The 22,510-nt window shown below is 36.9% G+C and carries 22 protein-coding genes, 2 pseudogenes and 1 other annotated feature; of the genes and pseudogenes, 8 read left to right on the forward strand and 16 right to left on the reverse strand.

The annotated features are described in order from the left end of the window. Positions 1 to 218: 218 nt before the first annotated feature. From AAIE21_RS14485 to AAIE21_RS14495, 3 genes are all read right to left on the reverse strand, one after another. Entirely contained in the window at positions 219 to 2,003 is a 1,785-nt protein-coding gene (locus tag AAIE21_RS14485; protein ID WP_343267418.1) for an acyl-CoA dehydrogenase family protein, read from the reverse strand. Between the two features lie 129 nt (positions 2,004 to 2,132). Next, the gene (locus AAIE21_RS14490; protein WP_343267419.1) at positions 2,133 to 3,308 is read right to left on the reverse strand and encodes an acetyl-CoA C-acetyltransferase; all 1,176 of its coding nucleotides are present in this window, start codon (positions 3,306 to 3,308) and stop codon (positions 2,133 to 2,135) included. 21 nt (positions 3,309 to 3,329) lie between these two features. Beyond that, positions 3,330 to 5,711: a 3-hydroxyacyl-CoA dehydrogenase/enoyl-CoA hydratase family protein gene (locus tag AAIE21_RS14495; protein WP_343267420.1), complete on the reverse strand. Its 2,382-nt coding sequence runs from the start codon at positions 5,709 to 5,711 to the stop codon at positions 3,330 to 3,332. Between the two features lie 238 nt (positions 5,712 to 5,949). Between AAIE21_RS14495 and AAIE21_RS14500 the strand changes: the two genes are divergently transcribed. Together AAIE21_RS14500 and AAIE21_RS14505 are read left to right on the forward strand one after the other, a co-directional pair. Continuing rightward, positions 5,950 to 6,096: a YuzL family protein gene (locus AAIE21_RS14500; protein ID WP_174102368.1), complete on the forward strand. Its 147-nt coding sequence runs from the start codon at positions 5,950 to 5,952 to the stop codon at positions 6,094 to 6,096. A 255-nt stretch (positions 6,097 to 6,351) separates the two neighbouring features. Further along, a complete protein-coding gene (locus tag AAIE21_RS14505) occupies positions 6,352 to 7,191 on the forward strand; it encodes a D-alanyl-D-alanine carboxypeptidase family protein (RefSeq protein ID WP_343267421.1) in 840 nt (279 codons plus the stop codon). A 26-nt stretch (positions 7,192 to 7,217) separates the two neighbouring features. Here the strand turns inward: AAIE21_RS14505 and AAIE21_RS14510 are convergent, their stop codons facing one another. Further along, entirely contained in the window at positions 7,218 to 8,135 is a 918-nt protein-coding gene (locus AAIE21_RS14510; RefSeq protein ID WP_174102366.1) for a proline dehydrogenase family protein, read from the reverse strand. Positions 8,136 to 8,617: 482 nt separating this feature from the next. Between AAIE21_RS14510 and AAIE21_RS14515 the strand changes: the two genes are divergently transcribed. Beyond that, positions 8,618 to 9,145 carry a GNAT family N-acetyltransferase gene (locus tag AAIE21_RS14515; protein ID WP_343267422.1) on the forward strand — a complete coding sequence of 176 codons (528 nt, stop codon included), beginning with the start codon at positions 8,618 to 8,620 and terminating at the stop codon, positions 9,143 to 9,145. Positions 9,146 to 9,281: 136 nt separating this feature from the next. Here AAIE21_RS14515 and AAIE21_RS14520 read toward each other — a convergent pair whose 3' ends face one another. Further along, positions 9,282 to 9,527, reverse strand: a complete 246-nt coding sequence (locus AAIE21_RS14520; protein WP_343267423.1) for a YusU family protein — start codon at positions 9,525 to 9,527, stop codon at positions 9,282 to 9,284. 114 nt (positions 9,528 to 9,641) lie between these two features. Beyond that, positions 9,642 to 9,944 (reverse strand): MTH1187 family thiamine-binding protein, encoded by a 303-nt coding sequence (locus AAIE21_RS14525; RefSeq protein WP_241817709.1) that lies wholly within the window; start codon positions 9,942 to 9,944, stop codon positions 9,642 to 9,644. Between the two features lie 188 nt (positions 9,945 to 10,132). Here AAIE21_RS14525 and AAIE21_RS14530 point away from each other — a divergent pair, with 188 nt between their 5' ends. Continuing rightward, on the forward strand, positions 10,133 to 10,768 hold the full coding sequence (locus AAIE21_RS14530) for an adhesin (protein ID WP_343267424.1): 636 nt from the start codon (positions 10,133 to 10,135) through the stop codon (positions 10,766 to 10,768). Between the two features lie 131 nt (positions 10,769 to 10,899). Continuing rightward, positions 10,900 to 11,658 carry a TrmB family transcriptional regulator gene (locus AAIE21_RS14535; protein ID WP_343267425.1) on the forward strand — a complete coding sequence of 253 codons (759 nt, stop codon included), beginning with the start codon at positions 10,900 to 10,902 and terminating at the stop codon, positions 11,656 to 11,658. Positions 11,659 to 11,681: 23 nt separating this feature from the next. Here the strand turns inward: AAIE21_RS14535 and AAIE21_RS14540 are convergent, their stop codons facing one another. Together AAIE21_RS14540 and AAIE21_RS14545 are read right to left on the reverse strand one after the other, a co-directional pair. Beyond that, entirely contained in the window at positions 11,682 to 11,861 is a 180-nt protein-coding gene (locus AAIE21_RS14540) for a hypothetical protein (RefSeq protein WP_343267426.1), read from the reverse strand. Positions 11,862 to 11,938: 77 nt separating this feature from the next. Further along, positions 11,939 to 13,111: an MFS transporter gene (locus AAIE21_RS14545; protein ID WP_343267427.1), complete on the reverse strand. Its 1,173-nt coding sequence runs from the start codon at positions 13,109 to 13,111 to the stop codon at positions 11,939 to 11,941. Positions 13,112 to 13,363: 252 nt separating this feature from the next. Here AAIE21_RS14545 and AAIE21_RS14550 point away from each other — a divergent pair, with 252 nt between their 5' ends. Then, positions 13,364 to 13,612, forward strand: a complete 249-nt coding sequence (locus AAIE21_RS14550) for a PepSY domain-containing protein (RefSeq protein WP_343267428.1) — start codon at positions 13,364 to 13,366, stop codon at positions 13,610 to 13,612. Between the two features lie 112 nt (positions 13,613 to 13,724). Here the strand turns inward: AAIE21_RS14550 and AAIE21_RS14555 are convergent, their stop codons facing one another. The 4 genes and pseudogenes from AAIE21_RS14555 to AAIE21_RS14570 form a co-directional block, all read right to left on the reverse strand. After that, positions 13,725 to 15,038, reverse strand: a complete 1,314-nt coding sequence (locus tag AAIE21_RS14555; RefSeq protein WP_343267429.1) for an APC family permease — start codon at positions 15,036 to 15,038, stop codon at positions 13,725 to 13,727. A 65-nt stretch (positions 15,039 to 15,103) separates the two neighbouring features. Then, positions 15,104 to 15,340: a binding site (T-box leader), on the reverse strand. Positions 15,341 to 15,627: 287 nt separating this feature from the next. After that, positions 15,628 to 16,281, reverse strand: a pseudogene (locus AAIE21_RS14560) (hypothetical protein); the annotation flags it as partial. 380 nt (positions 16,282 to 16,661) lie between these two features. Continuing rightward, positions 16,662 to 17,444: a membrane protein insertase YidC gene (locus AAIE21_RS14565; protein ID WP_343267430.1), complete on the reverse strand. Its 783-nt coding sequence runs from the start codon at positions 17,442 to 17,444 to the stop codon at positions 16,662 to 16,664. A gap of 28 nt (positions 17,445 to 17,472) precedes the next feature. Beyond that, entirely contained in the window at positions 17,473 to 17,757 is a 285-nt protein-coding gene (locus tag AAIE21_RS14570; RefSeq protein WP_343267431.1) for a hypothetical protein, read from the reverse strand. Positions 17,758 to 18,032: 275 nt separating this feature from the next. Between AAIE21_RS14570 and AAIE21_RS14575 the strand changes: the two genes are divergently transcribed. After that, positions 18,033 to 18,926: a YitT family protein gene (locus AAIE21_RS14575; protein ID WP_343267432.1), complete on the forward strand. Its 894-nt coding sequence runs from the start codon at positions 18,033 to 18,035 to the stop codon at positions 18,924 to 18,926. Positions 18,927 to 19,063: 137 nt separating this feature from the next. Here AAIE21_RS14575 and AAIE21_RS14580 read toward each other — a convergent pair whose 3' ends face one another. Further along, the gene (locus AAIE21_RS14580; RefSeq protein WP_343267433.1) at positions 19,064 to 19,594 is read right to left on the reverse strand and encodes an SMI1/KNR4 family protein; all 531 of its coding nucleotides are present in this window, start codon (positions 19,592 to 19,594) and stop codon (positions 19,064 to 19,066) included. A 208-nt stretch (positions 19,595 to 19,802) separates the two neighbouring features. Then, positions 19,803 to 20,104, reverse strand: a pseudogene (locus AAIE21_RS14585) (site-specific integrase); the annotation flags it as partial. Positions 20,105 to 20,678: 574 nt separating this feature from the next. On the opposite strand from AAIE21_RS14585, the gene AAIE21_RS14590 reads away from it, so the two are divergent. Next, on the forward strand, positions 20,679 to 21,065 hold the full coding sequence (locus AAIE21_RS14590; protein WP_343267434.1) for a DUF3938 domain-containing protein: 387 nt from the start codon (positions 20,679 to 20,681) through the stop codon (positions 21,063 to 21,065). A gap of 83 nt (positions 21,066 to 21,148) precedes the next feature. Here AAIE21_RS14590 and AAIE21_RS14595 read toward each other — a convergent pair whose 3' ends face one another. Next, entirely contained in the window at positions 21,149 to 21,289 is a 141-nt protein-coding gene (locus AAIE21_RS14595; RefSeq protein WP_336453390.1) for a DUF3985 family protein, read from the reverse strand. A gap of 140 nt (positions 21,290 to 21,429) precedes the next feature. After that, complete coding sequence (locus AAIE21_RS14600; protein ID WP_343267435.1) at positions 21,430 to 22,506, reverse strand: site-2 protease family protein; 1,077 nt, start codon at positions 22,504 to 22,506, stop codon at positions 21,430 to 21,432. Positions 22,507 to 22,510 lie beyond the last annotated feature (4 nt).

Here is a 22,510-nt window from a genome sequence, read left to right on the forward strand (position 1 = left end):
AGATGTCAGTTCGTGGATGGGAGATAAAATGCGATACGGAGTAATTAGTGAAGATTAATATATACATAAAGTAACAGTGACGATTCACATATCAATATTTCATCGTGATAGACAAAAGCAAATGAAATTTTATCAGCGCAAATCCGAATATATCGACGTTCCGACAAAGAACAACAAAAAAGCAGTAGCCAAATGTGGCTACTGCTTTCCCTTACTCATTAAACCGTATAACGCTCATCTTCTAAAACCTTCGCAGCAATTTCACGCTTCTTCGGAATTACGTTAAGTGGCGTGTGACGAGTGAACTTGCGAAGCGCTGATAACATCATGCGCAGCATATCACCGTTTTCAACTGCGATAATTGTTTCTTTTGCATCTGCTTCGATTTGGTTGAACGCTTCTTGGCAGAATACTTCTGTGTATAATACTTTTTGTTTGTTCTTTTCAAGACCAGTTGTTTTAATTGCTTTTTCTGTACGAAGAACAGCTGATTCCATTGCATATAAGTTGCTTACGATATCAGCGATATTAACAAGAACTTCTTGTTCTTTATCTAATGCTTTACCGTATTTTTGAACAGCTAATCCAGCTACCATTAAGCCGATTTTCTTCGCATTATTTACTAAGTGTTTTTGAAGTGCTAATGGCTCATCGCCTACTTCTTCTGGCATCATCATCATTAATTCTTCTTGTAATTTTTGAGCTTTTTGAAGAAGTGGTAATTCACCTTTCATCGCTTTACGTAAGAACGTACCTGGTACGATTAAACGGTTGATTTCGTTCGTACCTTCGAAAATACGGTTAATACGAGAGTCACGGTACATTCTTTCAATCTCGTACTCTGCCATAAATCCGTAACCACCATGAATTTGAACACCTTCGTCTACTACATAGTCTAATACTTCCGAACCGAATACTTTATTTAAAGAGCACTCAATTGCATATTCAGCAATAGAAGCTGCTACAGCTTTACCGTCTTTTACTTGCTCTTCTGTTAATGTACTCATATGGCTTTCAAATAAACCTACTGTACGGTATACAGAACTTTCAGCTGCATAAATTTTCGCTGCCATATTCGCTAATTTTTCTTGAATTAATGGGAAACGAGCAATTGGTTGTTTAAACTGTTGACGTTGGTTTGCATATTGTGCTGAAATTTCTAACGCACGTTTAGAAGAACCAACTGTACCAACACCTAATTTATAACGGCCAATATTTAAAATGTTAAACGCGATAACATGACCTTTACCGATTTCACCAAGTACATTTTCTTTCGGTACTAATGCATCTTCTAAAATTAACGTACGAGTTGAAGAACATTTAATGCCCATTTTCTTTTCTTCAGGGCTTGTAGATACGCCTGGATATTCTTTCTCTACGATAAATGCCGAGAAGTGCTCTCCATCGATTTTTGCATATACGATAAAGACATCAGCGAAAGCTGAGTTTGTGATCCATTGTTTTTCACCGTTTAACACGTAATGTGTACCTTCTGCATTTAAGCGTGCTGTTGTTTTCGCACCTAATGCATCAGATCCAGAACCTGGCTCAGTTAATGCATATGCAGCCAATTTTTCACCTGTTGCTAGTAGCGGTAAATATTGTTTCTTTTGCTCTTCGTTACCGAATAATACGATTGGTAATGATCCGATACCAACGTGAGCGCCATGTGTAATTGCAAAGCCACCAGCACGAGAGAATTTCTCTGCAATTAACGCTGAACTAATCTTATCAAGGCCAATTCCGCCGTATTCTTCTGGTACGTCAGCACCTAATAAACCAAGTTCTCCAGCTTCTTTTAATAGACGAACAGAGCGATCAAACTCATGTTGCTCTAAATATTCAAGCTCTGGCAAAACTTCATTTACAATAAAGTCCTCTGTCGTTTTCGCAATCATTTTATGCTCTGATGAAAAATCTTCCGGCGTAAACACTTGATCAATTGTAATATCATCAACTAAAAAGCTACCACCTTTTACTGCGCTTCCTACTGTTTTTTCCATGAAAATTTCCTCCTTCATATTTTCATAAGCCGCTTCTCTCATTTTGGGAGAAGCGGGCTCTTCCTTTATTTTTTATACCCTTTAATTGCTTCCATTCTTCTCACATTCTAAACGAGCCGCTTCCACTTTTTATAGAAGTTCAAACACTCCTGCAGCTCCCATGCCGCCGCCGATGCACATTGTTACAATACCGAATTGCTCATTACGGCGTTTCATCTCATGAATAAGAGATAACGTTAATTTTGCTCCTGTACACCCAAGTGGATGTCCAAGGGCGATTGCACCGCCGTTTACATTGACCTTTTCTTCGTCTAAGCCAAGTTCACGAATAACTTGGATCGATTGAGATGCAAATGCTTCGTTTAGCTCAAATAAGCCGATATCAGATAGCTCTAATCCTGCTAATTTTAACGCTTTTGGAATCGCTGCAATTGGACCGATTCCCATTACTTCTGGTGGTACCCCAGCTACTGCGAATGAGCGGAATTTCGCAAGTGGTTTCATACCATCACTCACTGCTTTTTCACGATCCATCAGAAGGACAGATGCTGCACCATCACTCATTTGTGAAGAGTTACCAGCCGTTACAGAACCGCGAACGTTAAATGCTGGACGTAATTTCCCTAAGATATCGAGCGTTGTATCTGCTCTTACACCTTCATCTTGTGCGAAGATCATTGTTTCTTCTTGCATTTTGTTATTACTTGCAATCGTACGAAGCGTTACATCAACAGATACTGTTTCGTCAGCAAATTTCCCTTCAGCTAATGCCTTTGCTGCACGCTGATGACTTCTTACTGCAAATGCATCTTGCTCTTCACGAGAAATGCCATATTTCACAGCAACTTGCTCTGCTGTATGACCCATGCCCATATAATATTCAGGAGCCGCTTCTACTAAGCGACTATTTGGACGAACGACGTGCCCCATCATTGGAACTAAACTCATCGATTCAGCTCCGCCAGATAATACAGCTTCGGAGTGACCAAGCATAATACGCTCTGCACCGTAAGCGATACTTTGCAGACCTGAAGAACAGTAACGGTTAATTGTAATAGCTGGAACATCATAAGAAAGTCCCGCTAATCCGCCGATATTACGCGCCATATTTAAGCCTTGTTCTGCTTCTGGCATCGCACAGCCAAAAATTAAATCATCAATTGGCCCTTCATAGTTATTCGCACGTTTCAATGTTTCCTTTACTACTAATGCCCCTAAATCATCAGGACGAACGGTTTTTAATGAACCTCTCTTTGCCTTTCCAATTGGCGTTCTTGCTCCCGCAACAATGACAGCTTCTCTCATGAACGATATCTCCCCTCGTTATTAGTTACGTAATGGCTTTCCTTTTACAAGCATGTGCTGCATTCTTGCTTGTGATTTCATCTCACTTACTAAGCTAATAAATGCTTCACGTTCTACATCTAATAAATACTGCTCATCAACTTCTGTTCCGTACGGTACTTTTCCGCCAGCAATGACATATGCAAGCTTTTTCGCAATGTGTAAGTCGTACTCAGAGATGTAACCAGATAAATGCATTGCTTCTGCTCCAAGTAAAAGCGTTGCATATCCTGTTTCACCAACAACCGGGATCTTTTTACGAATCGGTGCTTTATAACCCGCTTCATATAAAGCAAGAGCTTTTTGTTTTGCATCATATAGTAAGTGATCACCATTCACACTAATACCATCTTTATCGCCTAAGAAGTTGCGAGAAACAGCCTCTTGCGCTGATGTAGATACTTTCGCCATCGCAACTGATTCGAACACTTTATTCGCAACCTTTTGCAGATCAAACTCCACACCGTTTGCCATTTTGTTTAAATGTTTAATATATAGTTCTTTGTTACCGCCACCGCCAGGGATTAAGCCAACACCAACTTCTACTAATCCCATATACGTTTCACTAGAAGCTTGAATGCTAGCTGCTGGTAAGCAAACTTCTGTACCGCCGCCAAGTGTCATACCATATGGCGCTGCGACAACTGGCTTAGAGCTGTACTTAATTTTCGTCATTGCATCTTGGAAGTTCTTCACGACCCACTCAATTTCAAAGTAGTTATCATCTTGTGCTTCCATTAAGATCATCGCAAGGTTTGCACCAACGCAGAAGTTCTTCGATTGGTTACCGATAACAAGCCCTTTATAATTCTTCTCTACTTCATCAACAGCGTAATTAATCATTTGCGTAATATCCATACCGATCGCATTGCTCTTCGAATGGAATTCCAAGCAAAGGATGCCATCGCCTAAATCAATTAAGCTTGCACCGCTATTTTTCTTTAATACGCCATTTTTCTCTTTTAATTGCTTAAGGGAAATTGCTTTTTTATTGCGTTCAATCAATTTGTATTCGCCGTTATCGTAGTAATAGCTTTCGCCGTTATCACGCTTATAGAAAGTGCTAAATCCTTTCTCTAACATATCTTTCACCCATGCAGGAACAACTTTTCCGTTCTCTTCCATCTTCTGAACAGATTTTTCTACGCCAATTGCATCCCAAATTTCAAACGGCCCTTGCTCCCAGCCAAATCCCCATTTCATCGCTTGGTCAATTGCAACAATATCATCTGCGATTTCTTTATGAAGCTTTGCAGAATATAAAAGGGTTGGCGTGATAATATTCCATAAAAGCTCTCCTGCACGATCCTTCGCATATACAAGCGCTTTCAATTTATTCGCTAATCCTTTTTCTTGTTTGCTTAACTCTATGGAAGCAGCTTTTAATTTTTTACGAGCTCCATACTCCATTGTTTCAGGATTTAACTCTAAAATTTCTTTTCCTTGTTTTAAGAAGAAACCTTGGCCTGTTTTACTTCCTAGCCATTTTTTATCAAGCATGTCATGCATGAAAGCAGGTACTTTAAATACGTCGCGTTCTTCTTCCTGTACATTTTCATATACATTGTTTGCAACATGAACGAATGTATCTAAACCAACAACATCTAACGTGCGGAACGTTGCACTCTTTGGACGGCCAATTAATGGACCTGTTACAGAATCAACTTCCCCAACGCTATAACCACGCTTGATCATTTCTTGTAATGTTACAAGTAATCCATACGTACCGATGCGGTTTCCAATAAAGTTTGGTGTATCTTTTGCGATAACAACGCCTTTTCCAAGAACGTCTTCGCCAAATAATTTCATGAAGTTTAACACTTGTGGATCTGTTTCTTTTGTCGGTATAATCTCTAGAAGTTTTAAATAACGTGGTGGATTAAAAAAGTGTGTTCCTAAGAAATGCTTTTGAAAGTCATCTGAACGATCTTCTGCCATTTTTTCAACGGAAATACCTGATGTATTTGAGCTCACAATTGAGCCAGCTTTACGAACTGCATCTATTTTTTCAAATAGTTTCTTTTTAATATCTAAGTTTTCAACAACAACTTCAATAATCCAATCTACATCAGCAAGACGTTCAAGGTCATCTTCTAAATTCCCTGCTTCAATCAGCGCTAAGTTATCTTTCACCGTAAGAGGAGCTGGCTTTTGCTTTACTAATTTTTGCAGTGCCCCGTTACTAAAACGATTTCTCACACTTTTATGTTCTAACGTAAGCCCCTTCGCTTCCTCTTCTTTTGTAAGCGCCTGTGGCACAATATCAAGCAGTAATGTTGGTATACCGATATTGGCTAAATGTGCAGCAATCCCTGAGCCCATTACGCCAGAACCGAGAACAGCAGCCTTTTTAATTTGGAACATTCATTTCTCCCCCTATTCTTGAATGAATGCTCATTCAATTTTTCGACATAAGTCGCAATCAATGAGTGAGCCTCTATTAATAAATATATGATACTGTTTAAATTTTCGCAATATATTTATTGATAAAATTTTCTGAAATAAATACTTTTCTTTTATTCGGTTATCCTATAACTGTGTATTTTCGCGATAAAATACGCTTTTTCCTTTTTTAGAATTTGACGAAAACGGAGGAATATATATGGGAAAACTTAAGAAAGATCCTTCAAAAGCAGGCGTTAGCGCAGCAAGTGTAACAGGAAATGCAGGACCGGTTGATCGCGGCATCGAAAAAGGACGCCAAGGTAACAACCAGCAATACAAAAAGCACAACATGGGTGAAAAATAACCCTATATGTGTTTGTTCAAAAAGGAGGATAAAGAGAGCCGAGCAGTTCGAGGCGCGGAAGCCGGGAGGATACGGAGTGTAGCTGGAACTACATGAGTACCGGACTGGCGACGTAACGAAGAAATGCGATAGCTATCTTTACCGGACTTTTTGAACTTCCGCTATATTTTTGGGCAGAGAACGTGGCATAATGAGTATTGGGCCGCTTTTCTGCCCAATTTATTTGTATACATAAAGCAAAAGAGGGACTAAATAATGAAACGAACAATAGTCATGATTGTAATAATTTCCACACTTTTTACAAGTATGATCTTCTTCTCCTATGCACAACGGCAAAAAGACGTGCGAGAGAATCAGCCTGCTATCACAGGGAAATACGCCATTACAATTGATGCCGACACTGGTGAAATTCTATATGGAAAACGTGAACAAGAACGCTCTTATCCAGCCAGTATAGCTAAAATGATGACAACTCTTCTATTACTAGAGAATGTGAAAAAAGATGAAGAAATTACGATTACAAAAAATGCAATAAAAACAGAGAGCCAGAGCAAGAAAATTAAACTTCGCGCGGGTGAAAAATTAAAAAGGGATGAGGCTTTGAAACTGATGCTCATCATTAGTGCGGATCCAATCTCTGAATCCATTGCGGAACATATTGCGGGATCAAAAGAGGGGTTTGTAAAAATGATGAATGCGAGAGCCAAAGAGCTTGGAACAAAGCATGCGACCTTTAAAAATGCGAGCGGAGCTGACGCACTCGGTAATAAGGTTTCCCCTTACGACATTGCAGTCATTACAAAAGAAGCATTAAAATATCCAATTGTATTAAATTATATGAATACAACGCGCACAACATTACATACTTCGGAGCGTGCTCCGAAAATCGCAAATTATGGCCGTGAAGAACTTTACGATGATCCCTATGCGATTGGAAGTAAAAGCGGTTTATCTGCTTTAGGAAAATACACGGTCATAACAGTCGATGAAAAAGACGGCAAGCGTGTTATTAACGTTGTACTTTCTTCTACTCGTGCGCAGTTATACCCTGATACAAAAAAGATGGCACATTACGCATTCAAACAATTAAAATAAACCAAGGAGTATTTTTTCTCCTTGGTTTATTTTTTAATCATTCCTTTTAGAACGAACGCAACGTTTGCTGGACGTTCTGCTAGGCGGCGCATGAAATAACCATACCAGTCGTTTCCATATGGCACATAAACACGCATTTTGTAGCCTTCTTTTACAAGCTCAAGTTGACGTTCTGTACGAATACCATATAGCATTTGGAATTCAAATTGATCACGTGAAATATTATGTTCTTCGGCAAGTTTCTTTGTATATTCAATAATTGCCTCATCGTGTGAAGCAATTGCAGTATAATTTCCATTTAATAAGTGCATTTTAATAATTTTTTTATAATTGTCATCTACATCTTTCTTGTCCGGGAACGCCACTTCTTCTGGTTCTTTATAAGCCCCTTTTACAAGACGTAAATTCGGACTATAGGCATTTAAATCCTCGATGTCTTTTTCTGTACGATATAGGTAAGCTTGAATAACAGTACCGATATTATCGTATTCAGATTTTAATTGTTTAAAGATATCAATTGTTTTCCCGCAGCGTGTATAGTCTTCCATATCAATCGTAACAAACACACCGTTTTCTTTTGCAGCTTCTAAAATGCGACGCATATTATTCATTACGATTTCATCTGAGATATCTAATCCCATAGAAGTCATTTTTAAAGAAAGCTGTGAATCAAGTTTTTCGCGTCCAATTGCGCGAATTGCTTCAATCGATTGGCTCGCCATTTCATTTGCTTCGGCTTCATTATCAACGAACTCACCTAAATAATCGATTGTTACACAAAGGCCTTGCTTGTTTAATTGTTTAATAGCTGCAGCAGCTAAATCAATTGTCTCCCCTGCGACAAAGCGCCCTGCACCAAAGCGTAAACCATACTTCTTAGCCAGTTTTGTTAACGCTTTATTTTTTGATAAAAAAAGAAACGAATTGCGCATTAATTGTTCCATGTAATTCACCCCTATGACTGTACTTTATCTGTTTTTTACCCCTCTTCAAAATTATATCACTGTTTAAAATTATTTGATACAAATAATTATTTAGATAATTTATAAAATACTATAAAAATGTTTAAAAGCCTATAATATCGCTTTCAAATATTCATAAAAATTTTTCGACATTTAAAAAGAAACTAGAAAAACAAGTGAATAACTAGCCTAAAAATAAAAATTCGACACTACTCGTCACACCTCTTACCTCTCCCCATAAATTATATAAAAATATTAATATAACTGAAGATGAATACAAATATAAGATCCTGAGTGCACTTAATTCACTCCTATAAAAATCAAGTGTAAAGGTGGGAGAGGATTCCTGTTGAAATAAGAATAGCAAGTGTAAAAACATAGGATCCCGTTTTCATTTACAGGTACTATCCTACATTGCATATACAATTTTGTTGGGGTGGAAAATAACAATTGGAGTGTGAGAAATGACAGGAAGAATGAATGCACAATACGTTCGGATTGAACCTTGGAACGATACCAACCTTACTTTACTTCGTCTTATGAATACATCTGAGATGTTAGAATACCTAGGAGGTCCCGAAACCGAAGAACAACTCCTTGCTCGCCACGAACGGTACCTTAGGATTAGTAGACTTGGGAACGGACGTATGTTTAACATTGTCCTACTCCCGCAACTCGAAATTGTTGGTAGTGTTGGCTATTGGGACAACTACTGGCAAGAAGAGACCGTGTACGAAATTGGATGGAGTGTCCTACCAGCATTTCAAGGTAGAGGAATCGCAACAAAAGCCATTGAGCAAGCTATTGCTCATGCTAGAATGGAACAAAAGCACAGATTCATTCATGCTTTTCCTTCCATCCGTAATCCTGCTTCAAACGCTATTTGCAAAAAACTCGGCTTCTTATTTATTAGTGAGTGTGATTTTGAATATCCACCAGGAAGTATTATGCGATGCAATGATTGGCGTTTAGAAATAGCTTCTACAACATAAAGTAATACCTTTATAGACACGTATTTTGTTGCATGTTATTGACTAATTTAGTGGAATAGCAGTAATAAAAATGAAAGCTTGAGGACTATTTTTCCTCAAGCTCTTTATGCGACAGTTACAAAATGATTTCTAACTCTTATTTATGATTTCGATGTTCTTCATTTAATCTTTTAATATCCGCAATTACGTTCACCATTTCTTCTTTTCCATCTGGATACGTCTCATTCCAATGCTTCACTAAAGCTGGCATTGTTTTTGCAATGTAAGAGTACAGTGCCCACTTTTGCACCTGCTCTTTCCTCTCTTCGCTGCTTTCTCCTAGTAATAATTCCGTATACTTTTCAAGCAAGCCATCAAACTGTTCATTAAATTTGTCACTCATCTTCTCTTCCTCCTTCTCCAATCTCCACCATTAATAATAAAAAAGTGTATCACGAATAGAGTCACCTTGCCTAATTTATCCATATAAAAAAGCAGCGAAAGGCGCTGCTTTTTCTTATAATTTTGATCGAACAGAGTTTAATTTTTTCTCCATTGTACTCTCTTTATCGCGACGATCATCAATACGAATTGTTGTCGCTACACGCTTTGCACCTTTTGTATATGGTACCTCATGCATTTGTTGAATCACTTCAAGTAATACAGGAAGTTCTCCTTCAATTACTGTATTCATCGGTGTTAATTGATACTTCACGCGATCCGCATTTTTCTCTAACACTTTTTGTACTTCTGCTACGTATTCACTTACGCTTGGATTACCTGTTCCAACTGGAATAATCGATACATCAACAATTGCCATGATCGTTTCCCTCCTATGTTTGCTTCATTTCTATTGTACAAAACTCTCTCCGACTTTACTAACCATAACTATACTTTTAATTTATTTTTCATAATATGCTTATTCGCAGTAATCCTTCTTCATCTGTTGTGCATATATTGATGTTACCCTTTTTTAATCACTTTATCCTTTTGAAAGGAAGTGGACGCATGAAAAAGTTGTTTCTCATTTTATTTGCTATTCCTCTTTTATTTGGAACAACAGCCTGTGACATATGGCAGAAGGACCCAAAACCAGTAGAAAAACCTGAGCCGAAGCCAGAGCCAAAGCCAGAGCCAGCCCCAGCACCTAGTCCAACCCCACAACCTACCCCAACTCCACCACCTAATCCTAATCCAACTCCACCACCAGCCTCAGTAGATACGGCCCAAATTATGCAAAAGCTAGTAAATGCAATTAACTCAGTTGGCAGTTCAAATGGCATTAGCATCAGCAACGTTAAACTCTTTACTGAAACAGCACAAATCGCGACATATAACGGAACATTTAATACTACATTTGGATTAGGCGTTTCCATTTATAAAGCAACTGGTGGTATTGCCGCTGTCGCTATCGCTGGATCAGGTACATCTAAAGAACAAATCGATGCCTTTTATTCCACAATAAAGACTGTTATTCGTTCGATTGATTCATCTCTAAGCGAACAAGATTTAAATACCATATTAGAAAGACTCGGTTCGAAAGATTACTTTCAAACAAAGCAATTCTCAACTCAGGCAATTAATGGTACATTAACTGTTACTGAAAACAATGGTGCGCTCATGTTCAAGGCGCTTCATAATTAAAAAGACAACAAAGAATAGAATCCATTCGGATTCTATTCTTTCTTTTTTCCTGGTTAAAAAGTGAAGCACTTGTGTAAATGCGCATACTTCTTTATTCTTATGTATAGAATCTATCTTGTTCGGGAGGCATTATGTTACAAAAATTCGGTTTCTCACAATATGAAAGCCAAGCATATGAGGTCGTAGTCTCAAGCGTTGAACCATTAGATGCAACAACGATTGTAAAGCATTCAGGTGTTCCAAAAGCGAAAATATATGAGGTATTAGCGCGCCTCATCGATAAAGGAATGGTCATGGATTCCGTCTCTGAAAAGAAAAAGCTATATACCGCCCTGCCACTAGACCTCGCCATTCAAAAATTAACGACAGAGTTTCAATCAAATATTAAAGAACTCCAAACAAATATTTCAAAAAGATCCTTCACAGATGACCGTGTTTGGAGTTTAAAAATGCAATCTTCTATTCAAGTACAAAGTAAACAGTTAGTAGAAGAAGCGAAACAATCTATCCGTATTTCCGCTTGGAACGATACCTTTTTGGAGTATCTTCCTTTACTTGAAACAAAAGCAAAGCAAGGCGTTGATATCGAAGCACTTGTAGTTGGTAATGTGGAAACAGAGCTTGAAAACGTTCATTTTCTTATCCCCACCGAAGAACCTAACGCATTAGAACGTTACTTACTTCTTATTATTGATGATCGCGAAATTTTATTTGCTGGGGTAGAGAAAGAATCATGGCAGGCGATGAAAACAATGTCACAGCCGTTTGTAAAATTCTTTACAGAGTTTTTCTATCACGATGTGGCACTTGCAAAAATTACACAGAAACATCACGATCTCTTTATGAATGATGAGGAAATACGAAGCATTTTAATGAAGTTACGATATTAAAAATAGCAAAGGCTCTTCCTTTGCTATTTTTCATTTTTCTCCTTTATCTCCTCTAACAATCTAATCATCTTTTCATTTTGTTTCAACTGTTCTTCAGAATTCAAATAGATAAGCCGAATCCACCTAAAAACAAATGCAATTAAAAGAATAGGGATTAACACAAAAACAGCTCCTATACTAGATGTTATTACATCTATATTCATATATATATCAATCCTTTCCGTTTAAAACCTTTTTAAATTAACAATATTTTACATCAATTCCAATAAAAAAGAACCTATCAAACGATAGATTCTTTCTTTGCCACATGAGTAGATTGTCCTCTCGTAATCGAAAAGATTGCGCAAAGTAATGCTAAAATCACAAAACCTCCGCCTACCCAAGCATTATATATAACAGACGATTGTTCAATAACAGCTCCGCCCACTGTTGAGCCCAGTGCAATTCCTAAGTGAAGCGCTGAGTTATTTAAACTTTGCTGAATACCAGCTGATTCCGGTGCAATTTCAATTAAATAGTTTTGCTGAGCTGGTGAAATCGCCCAGCTTAACATACTCCAAAGTCCCATCATAATGATGAATAGCGGGAATGAGAATGTCATCATTGGTAAGATAAAGATAGCACATGCAAAAACGATAATAATCGAGATAATACTTTTCTTAGACCCCCACTTGTCAGCAAGCCAACCACCAAATCCTCCGCCGATTACTGCTGCGATACCGAAAATAAAGTAAAATACACTAATCCAGTTTGCCTCCACATGCATCACATCTTTTAAAAAAGGTGTTAAATATGCATATAGTGTTAAATGCCCTGTTAAAAATAAAAATGATGTTAACTGCGCGCTCACGATCTTTTTATTTTTCAAAGTGGCAATCTGTTCTCTTACAGACAATATAGCTACTGGTGGAACCTTTGTTAAAAATAAAGAAATACTAGCAATCGCGATAACCGTTAATACCGAAATTAAAACAAATGGTGCACGCCATCCGTATGCATTCCCAAGTACAAGACCTAATGGTACACCAAGTACAAGCGACCCACTAATCCCCATAAAAATAATTCCGATTGCACGTGCACGGAAATGAGGTTCTACTACACTAGAAGCCAATGTCACTGACAATGCAATAATTAAAGACCCACTTGCTGCACAAATGACCCTTGAGAACATGAGCATCCCGTAATTCAAACTGAATGCTGAAATGATATTACCAATTAAGAAAATAGATAATGCCCCGATATATAATGTTTTACGCTCAATTTTCCCTGTCACCGCTAATAAAATTGGACCTGATAGAGCAAATACAACCGAGAATATTGTAATAAGCTGGCCTGCTGCACTAATAGATACACCTAAATCATCAGCTACTAAATCGAGCGTTCCTCCAATAATTAGCTCAACCGTCCCGACTACGAATGCCGCAATCGCTAAAATATATACACGAAAATTCACGTTTTTCCCCACACTTTCTCTCGTTCACTTTTGGTTACTACAACTATAGTAACCAAAACACCAAAAGCAATCAAGTGTAAATTCCCCTATATGTCTTTAGAAGATTTTTACAGTGAAAAAAGGACCATATTAGATCTCACCTAAAATGAAGAACAAAAATAAAGAACAATGACATGGAATTTATCTATTTGCACCACTGCCCTGTCTAGCACATATGGATAAATAACATGATTAAATAAGGGGGAGTTTTCAATGTATGGCAATACCTATCCTGGTAACCCAGCACCTATGTTTCGACAGAGAATCACTCTACAACAAGCAAAAGAAATCGCCCTAAAGCAAGTACCTGGGCAAATTCTACATGTAGATATGGATTTAGAACATGGAGTTTTAGTTTATGAAATATTCATTTTGACACCACAAAACAGATTATTCGAGGTAGAAATACTCGCAAAAACAGGGAAAATCTTAAAAATCGAAGAAGAAAATGATTTTGATTAATGCCAATCATCCCCAAAACAATGCAGCTCTTACTGTCCAAGAATAACAGTATAAAGATAATAAAAAAACGCATGAATGCTCCATGCGTTTTTTCCTATATCATCCTCATTCTTTACACTTGAGTCTCTTTTTTCTTATTTAAATACCAGTAAATCGGTAGCCCTGTAAATACCATTCCAATTGATAAGAAACAGCTTACTGGATCATTCATAATCGCACTTCCAATTACGAATAATGAACCTAAAATCGCTACGATTGGTACAATCGGGAATAGCGGTACACTGTATGCGCGTTCTTTCCCTTCATTACGTTTTCGTAAAATGAAGACCCCAATAAATGTCATCACATAGAAAATATAAATAATAAATACGGAAATCTCAGATAGCTTATTTGGATCACTAATAATCATTAAAATAATCCCTAATATAATTTCAAAAGTAATTGCATTTGCAGGTGTTTTAAATTTCTCATGTGCTTTTGCAATAAACTTAGAAAATGGAAGTTGTCCACGTTCCGCCATTGACATTGGAATACGTGGGAATGTTAAAATCTTTCCGTTTAAGCAACCAAAAATAGAAATGATAATACCGATACTAATAATTTTCCCGCCATATTCTCCAAGTAACATGCCAGCTGCTGTCGCTGTCGCATTTTCTCCAAGATCTACAATCTTTGCTGCTGGTAACACTTTCAATAACGCCAAGTTAATTAATACGTAAGCAGCTGTTACAATTAAAATCCCTACTGTCATCGCCTTTGGTAATAACTTTGTTGGATTCTTCATTTCACCGCCGATAGAAGCAAGTAAAATCCAGCCATCATACGCAAATAATGTTGCTAAAATCGCCATCCCAATACTTTGATTTTCTGATATTGGTACAACCACATTAAAGATATCACTATTCCCTTTCCAAAAACCTAACACAACAATTAATACGATTGGAATCATCTTTCCGACTGTTGTAACTGTTTGGACAATGCCACCATATTTTGTTCCCATACTATTTACAACACCAAGGAATACAACTGTTCCAATCGCTATCGGTAAATTCCATGATTTATCTAAATAGAAAAAGTTAACCATTAAAGAACTAAAATACAAACCTAATGTTCCAATAATAGCTGGGCCATAGACAATTGTTTGCATCCAGCCAGATAAATATCCCCAAAAGCTCCCGTAAATTTCCTCTAAATACGTATACAATCCACCATTTTTCGGAATTTGCGCTCCAATTTCAGCTACCGTTAAACCACTCGCTAATGTTAACAATCCACCTATTACCCAAGCGAGAATTGCCATATTAGAACTCCCTGAGTAATCTAATACGCTCCCTGGCTTCATAAATACACCAGACCCAATAATAGTCCCTACAACGATAGATAGTGCTACAGTTAAACCAATTTTGTTTTTCTCATCATGATGCATGCTGTCGTATCCTCCTTCCAATTCTAGTGTGATGCAAAAATGAAATAAAAAACACTCCTCCCTAAAAAAGGGACGAGTGTTGTATTCGTGGTTCCACCCTTGTTTCATCAGCAAAATAAAACATACTTCACCAATTTCTCAAGTCTAGATAACGGTTTTTGCCGGCAAGCAATTACTAATTGTTCTTCACTGCTGCAGTTCAGAGGTGGTAATCCATTTTTCCGTATTAGGAAGCTCACAGCCAAAGGCCTCCCTCTCTGAGAATCGTAAAAAATTGATCGTGTCCTCATCATCACTTCTTGATGTCGAATTTTGTAGTTATTGTTCATTATATTGAATTTTTAGAAATAATCAATATGTTTTTTATATAACATACAAAAATATTTCCTCTTATATTATAACAGAACCGAATACATTTCCCTAATCTTCGATAAAAAAGGACAGATTTCTTCAAGAGAGAAATCTGCCCTTAAATAAACTCTATATCATTTCTTTCGGTTGCCCGTGCGAAAGAAACTTCTATCAATAGTTTTTACACTTTCTATCTTTCAATTCGTTACTCGCCTGTTTTATTAAAAAATTTACGTTCTTTACTTGGAAAATCAACACCTAACTCAGTCAATTGTGCTTTTGCCTTGTCCATAATCGCTTTCGCTTTTTCCTTTGTCGCATCATCTAGGTTTGCAAACATTTCTTCTCGCTTCTCTTTTTCAGGAAGGTTTACACCTAGTTCAGCTAATTTCTCTTTTACTTGTTCATGTGTTAATGTTCCGGATTTCTTCTGATCCATAATCGCTTTTACTTTTTCTTTTGTAGCATCATCAAGATTCGCAAACATCTCCCCTCGTTTCCCTTTTTCAGGAAGGTTTACACCTAGTTCAGCTAATTTCTCTTTTACTTGTTCGTGAGTTAATGTACCCGATTTCTTCTGCTCCATGATCGCTTTTGCTTTTTCTTTTGTAGCATCATCTAAGTTAGCGAACATTTCCTTGTGTTTTCCTTTCTCCGGAAGGTTCACTCCTAACTCCGATAATTGTTTTTTCATATCTTCCATAATTGTTTTTACTTTTTGTTTCGTGGCCTCATCTAAGTTCCGCTCCGTATTTTCTTTTGTAGTTTGTTCCGCCTCTGATGTAGTATCTGCATTGTTAGTTGCTGCGAAAGCAGGGATACCTGCTCCTCCCATGATTCCTACTGATAAAGCTCCAGCCGTTACTAAATATCCAATTGTTTTTTTCTTCATAGAAAACATCCTCCTTCATTTCATATCAAAATAAATTTCTAAAACTTGTACACTTTCGTATACAGTTCATATAGTAAATTGGGTTTCTTAACTTTTCCTTAACCGCTTCTAAAAGAATTTCCAACTGTACATATGGAAGCAAATTTCAATTAGAGCAGCCTTCTCAGACCGTGGAGAAAGGAAAATGTTACAAAACTATAAAAAGAAACATGGTGAACTGCCGAGGGGGGTTCGTATAAAATGGTGAATGAGATTTTATCGGCGATTCGACAAAGGATATCGCCCAACCGACAAATAAAGACAAAAAACAGGAGCCTCCTAACTCCTGTTTCCCAATAAGCTGAAAAAACCGCTCTTCAATTAGAGCGGCTTCCTTCTATCTATGCATTTTGTAATTGTCCTTCTTCACGTTCCATCACTTTTCGTAATACAATCATTTGCATCATTGTAAATATGTTACCTGTAACCCAGTACAACACAAGTCCTGATGGTGCGGCAAATCCCATAAATAAAATCATCGCCGGCATCATAAATTGCTGCATTTTGAGCATTGGAACCTGCTCTCCTGCCTGCGCATTCGATTGCATAATTTTCATTTGAATAAATGTTGTTAGCGCTGCAAGAATCGGTAAAATATGATACGGATCTGCATGTCCTAAGTTTACCCATAAAAATGAAGATGTACGAATCTCTTCAGTACGGCTAATCGCATAATACAACGCTGAGAAAATCGGCATTTGTATCAGAAGTGGCAAACAACCAGCCAAAGGGTTCCAACCGCCTGTTTTCATTAGTTCTGACATTTCTTTTTGATATTGTTTTTGTTTTTCAATATCTTTGCTTACATCACCATGTTTTTCTTTCAATTTCTGCAGCTCTGGCTGTATTTTTTTCATTTTCATTTGACTGCGATATTGCGAGACAGCTAATGGAATCATCGCTGAGCGAACCAAAAGCGTAATGATAATAATCGCAATCCCAAAGCTTCCGCCAGGTATATGATGTGAGGCAAATTGAAGCATAAACGAGATTGGATAAACAAAATAGTGATCCCAAATCCCAGTACTATTTGCATCAATCGGGCTTGCATTACTACACCCAGATAAAACAAAAACAAGTAATAATGATAAACTAATGAGCACAGCTCGGTATGATTTTAACATGTTCATTCCTCCAATGTTTCGTAATTAATTAGCGAAACATTGGTGTATACGGACCGACCTCATCACTCTCTCCGCTCGATTCTTGCCTACGAACCGAACGTGCCATACCATATTTATAGAAGATAGAGAAAAGTGGAAGATTCCCTATACGCTCTTCACATGTATCAACTACTGCGAAAGCTTTTTGCCTACCGCTTGATGTTTGCTGGCGTACAAAGCGAGAAACATTAGCGAGAAAAAAGACTTCTAATAAACAAAGCGCTGTTGTTACAACAGATATATATAGAATTGCATCTTGCAATAAAAATTCCATCGCTTCACATCCTTAATACGTTCATTCTAGCACATTCTTTAAACGTTCTCTATTTCCTTTTATTTTCAAAAAAACATTTTGCATATTCTCTCACAAAAACGATATAAAAAATCATTGTATTCGTTTTCTTTAGTATATTCACACATATAATTGAATAGGATTGATTTGTTAGAAATTTATAAAATTTTTGCATTATAATAAAACTATTGCCAGTTTTTGAAAAAAGCATTATTCTCTTCTTGTAATCAAAAATGAATATGGAGATGAAACATACTATGGGTCAATTAGGAGACGCCGATTACGTTCCCGACACCGCCTTTTTATCCTTCCCAGCAGCTAGAACATTTCATTTAGAATTTGTAATACAGTTGGTTGTTATTTTTATAGCTTCCATTTTGTATGCTATTTCAATGAATATGTTTTTTATCCCGCATAATATGATTAGCGGTGGGTTCGCTGGTGTGGGGATGATTATCGGTTATTTAATGCATTATAATATCGGTGCACTTATCTTTTTACTAAACATCCCGCTTCTCATTTTAAGTCACTTTTACTTAGGAAAGAAGACAACCTTTTTAACAGCTTATTTCGTGGCTGTATCATCACTTGCCATGAACATTATCCCCGTACATCAAGTATCAGATGATATTTTACTTTCTTCTGTATTTGGTGGCGTTATCTGTGGTGCAGCATCAGGAATTATATTCCGCTTTGCATCTTCGACTGGTGGATTTGATATTGTTGGATTAATTGTAGCGAAATATAAAGACGTTTCGATTGGTGCCATTATTTTCGGCTTCAACTTAGTCTTACTTGTTGTCGCTGGCTTTATTTTCGGATGGGATATTACACTGTACACGTTAATTAGCCGTTTTGTTGTCAGCAAGGTAATCGATGCTGTGCATACAAAACACATTAAATTAACGATCATGACGATTACAGAAAAAGGCGAGGAAATTAAAAGCGCACTACTGCATCACGGCATACGTGGTGTGACGATGGTAGACGCTGTCGGCGGCTATACCAACCATAAGAAAAAAATGATTTACACTGTCGTAACTCGTTACGAGTTAGGAGAAATGAAGCGTATTATTCGTCATGTAGACAATCATGCGTTTATGAATATTACAGAAACCGTTGAAATCGTTGGACGTTTCAAACGTATATAAGAAAGCGCAAGGAATAGAATTTTATCAAGACCTAAAATGAAAAAAGTTAGATAAATTAAAGGACATTACATATTTTATATGACTAATATGTAATGTCCTTTCTTATTTAACTAAAGCACCCGTTACTTTAAGTACATTTATTCACAATTCTCTTCTTTTAAACAAATTTCGATGAATGCAAAAATATTCTTTGCCTTAATAGCACGCCTTCCCCAGTCATGGTAAAAGTATAAAACTTGTCCTGAAACCCCAACTGCAGATGGATCTGTATCAATGCAAAGGTAATCTCCGCCACCATTTTCCGCAATTGGAATCCACTTAGAATTCCAAAGAGCTGGTTTAAGCTCTTTTTCAATATCTGGCTCTAAATCATCATCAGGATCGAATTCTTCCTGTAAAAATTTCCAATTACCGATAATTTCAGAAGTAGGGGACAGAGTCAAATTCCTTACAAATGGATTCACCCCGGGTTCCCAAGTTTGTCCGTTATACACTCTGTAAAAGCTCTTCATTTCTTCAGGGAGTGTAACCCCCAGTGTATCCTCAATAAGTTGAAACTCTTCATCACTTGCACCTGGCTGAAGATTTAATGATTCTTTAAAGTTACCTTCAGAATTTGATCCTCTTTCGATAATACGTTGCCACAACCATTCAGCTTGGTTTATCACGCTATTTATCCTCCTCTTACGTCTCAAACATAATACCTTTACTACAGGATTGTTTAGTAAATTTTAATCTTATTCAAAATCAAATTCTCATTTCTTCTTACACAAATAAATTTTACCATAAAGATCTATTGTTCTTGTTCAACTATCCTATGTTGTTGTAGTAATAAATGATAAGCTTGTTCGCTAGTCGAATAGGAAAGGAGAACACCGTTCGCTTTGCTTTCTCTTGTTGAAGAGGAGTGACATTTGAACCCGGATAGGGGCTTTTTAACCACCCCACAAAGTCAACTAAATCTTCTAATCTAATAAATTTGTAATCTTTGTTTGTTTCTTCTAAGTAGGTATAAAAATGTTTTAAAGAATAACAATATGTTTTTTGAGTATTAGGTCTTTTCCTGTCTTATCTAAATACTTTATATATTTCATAACTGGCATTACAGGGAATCCTTCTTGATCCAGTAATATGTATCTTTTGTTGTTATTCTCTATGAGAACCTCTTGTACCCTCATACCACTCACCCCTAAAAAATATTAACGTTCGGTCTAAAGACCTTACTACGCCTCCCGCTATGGGCTACATCCCACACCTTAATTATACGAACTATTCCGAACATTAAATACATATTGAACTATATTTTCAATATCTGTATAACTAATCTAATATGTATAAGAAAAGAGGATATATGCTCATATGTTGAACATAATATCCTCTTATTAGTTTAGTCTATTTAACTAGAATTCCTTGCGCTTTTACTTTTACACTTATTACAAAATCAGATAATTCTATTATTCTCTCGTTAAATATGTTATAATACAATAAGACTTACAAAAAAGAATGTATAGACTTGGGAGTTTCTCTTACTTTTATAAGCAAAAAGAAACGAGAAGTCGGGTATATCTCAATGCAAGTTTGCGTAATAACTAATTATTATCACATCATACAAGAAACGGTTTAAACAAAGCCGATTATCTTAGTTATTCTTCTTTAATCTTTTCTAAAAAAGATACGTACAACTAACACTCACTTCTATTATACCTACCTTTTTGACTTCCAAATCATCTTATTATATAAGGAGATGAACATATGAATCAAAATATACGCTATATAGTAGCTGTACTGTTTGCTATTATCGGTGGCATGATTTGCTTCTGGACAAACATTCAGCTTGGAGAACATATCGTTTTTAATGGAATCGAATCACTTGTAAGCGCTTCAATATTAGGTGGATACATTTTCTTCCTTTTTAATCCAGAAGAAAATGCTCAAAAAACAATGTTATTAACAATGATCGGAATCGTCGGAGGATGTATTTCCTACTCAATGACAAATTATACATTACCACTTCAATTAAGCTCAGCTTTCTTCCACGGCCTTTGGACTTGGTTTATCGCATTTTGCCTAGCAGATGTATTTAACCTATTGCAAGACCCTGAAGAAGATACTGGCCGAGGAGTCGAAAGTAATTCTTAATAGAAAAGAGGCTGGAAGATAAATCTTCCAGCCTCTTTTTTTAATATATCCGCAATTCGACAAAGCATGACACGTCGCTCCACTCAGAGCCCAAGCAACTTCTCTCCAAACTGAACGATACATACAATAATTAATACAATCGCCAATAGCTTCAATGCTACATATGTTACTTTACAAAATACATAAATAAGCAAAAGTAGCAAAATAAGCGTCAAAATACCCATGTGTAATGCCTCCATAACGTCTCTTCTTCCTATAGGAAGTCCATTCATTCTACTCTTCTCATTTCATTTGTGAAACCTAATAAATTTACATAAAGAAAAGAGGATATCTTACCCGGCGTAAGATATCCTCTTTCCCTTTACTAGATTACTAGTTTCTTTTGCAACTTCTCAAGCCATTCCCTCTCTAATTGCAAACAGCCTATTCCGCTCTTTTCAGCATCCTTTAACTCTTTTTCTGCTTTCCTTAAATATGTATGAAAGGAGCCCATATCCTTCTGCAAATATTTCAAAATCGCCTGTGCACGATAATAACCATGTGGATCTAATTTCGTTATAGCATGAGCATGCTGCTTCATATCATGTAGAGAAACATCGTCCATATCATATAGCACCTTATATAACAGATACCAACTATGAAAACCACTGACAAAATATTTATTTTCTTTTGTAACAGGTGTTTGTAGCACTCGCTCTAAACAAGTTATGCCTTTTTCCATTCCTTCTCTTTCACAGCGGTAATAAAACACAAGCATAAGGTCGCTCATTATTTCTCTTACATCTTCGCCACTCTTTATTTTTTCTGCACTTATTTCTACTATCTTACCATCCCAATCTTTTGGCCTTTTTGAACTTAACAGCGCGCTGGATACTTGAATACTATGCAAATGCTGCCGAGCCTTCTCATCACCTTTAATTAAAATTAAAAATTGCTTGCCATCACTAAGCATGATTCCCTTCATCGGAATCGCTGTGGCCAAAGAGATTACAAAATGGAGTACAGAAAAATATAAAAGGAATTGATAATAACTCACCATGTATATATAGCCTGATACAGCGCCGCACACAAAACTTGTTAGCGGTCCACCTAAAGTCATCCATGCCCATTTCTTTGAAAGGTTTAGTGTATATACAGAAGGAGGCAATAACATTGCAACGCCACCAAAATACATCCACCTTTTATTTTCTCTTATCCTCATTTTTCCCTCTTCTTTTTGAATCGTAATAGGTCCTGCCGTCATAAATTTAAATTGCAAACCATTTAACAAACCAAAAATAACATGCCCGAGTTCATGGATCATAAGAACGAGTACTAAAATCCAAACAAGCATCCAAAATGTAATCAATACCTGTGCTTTCTCTGGTTGAATCCATCCATATACAAAAGAACAGACAAGAGCAATAACTATAGAAAAAACTGGCCTTTTCAAAATGCCCACCGCT

The sequence above is a fragment of the Paenibacillus sp. 102 genome (assembly GCF_039549175.1).
In the GTDB taxonomy this organism is placed as follows: Bacteria; Bacillota; Bacilli; order Bacillales; family Bacillaceae_G; genus Bacillus_A.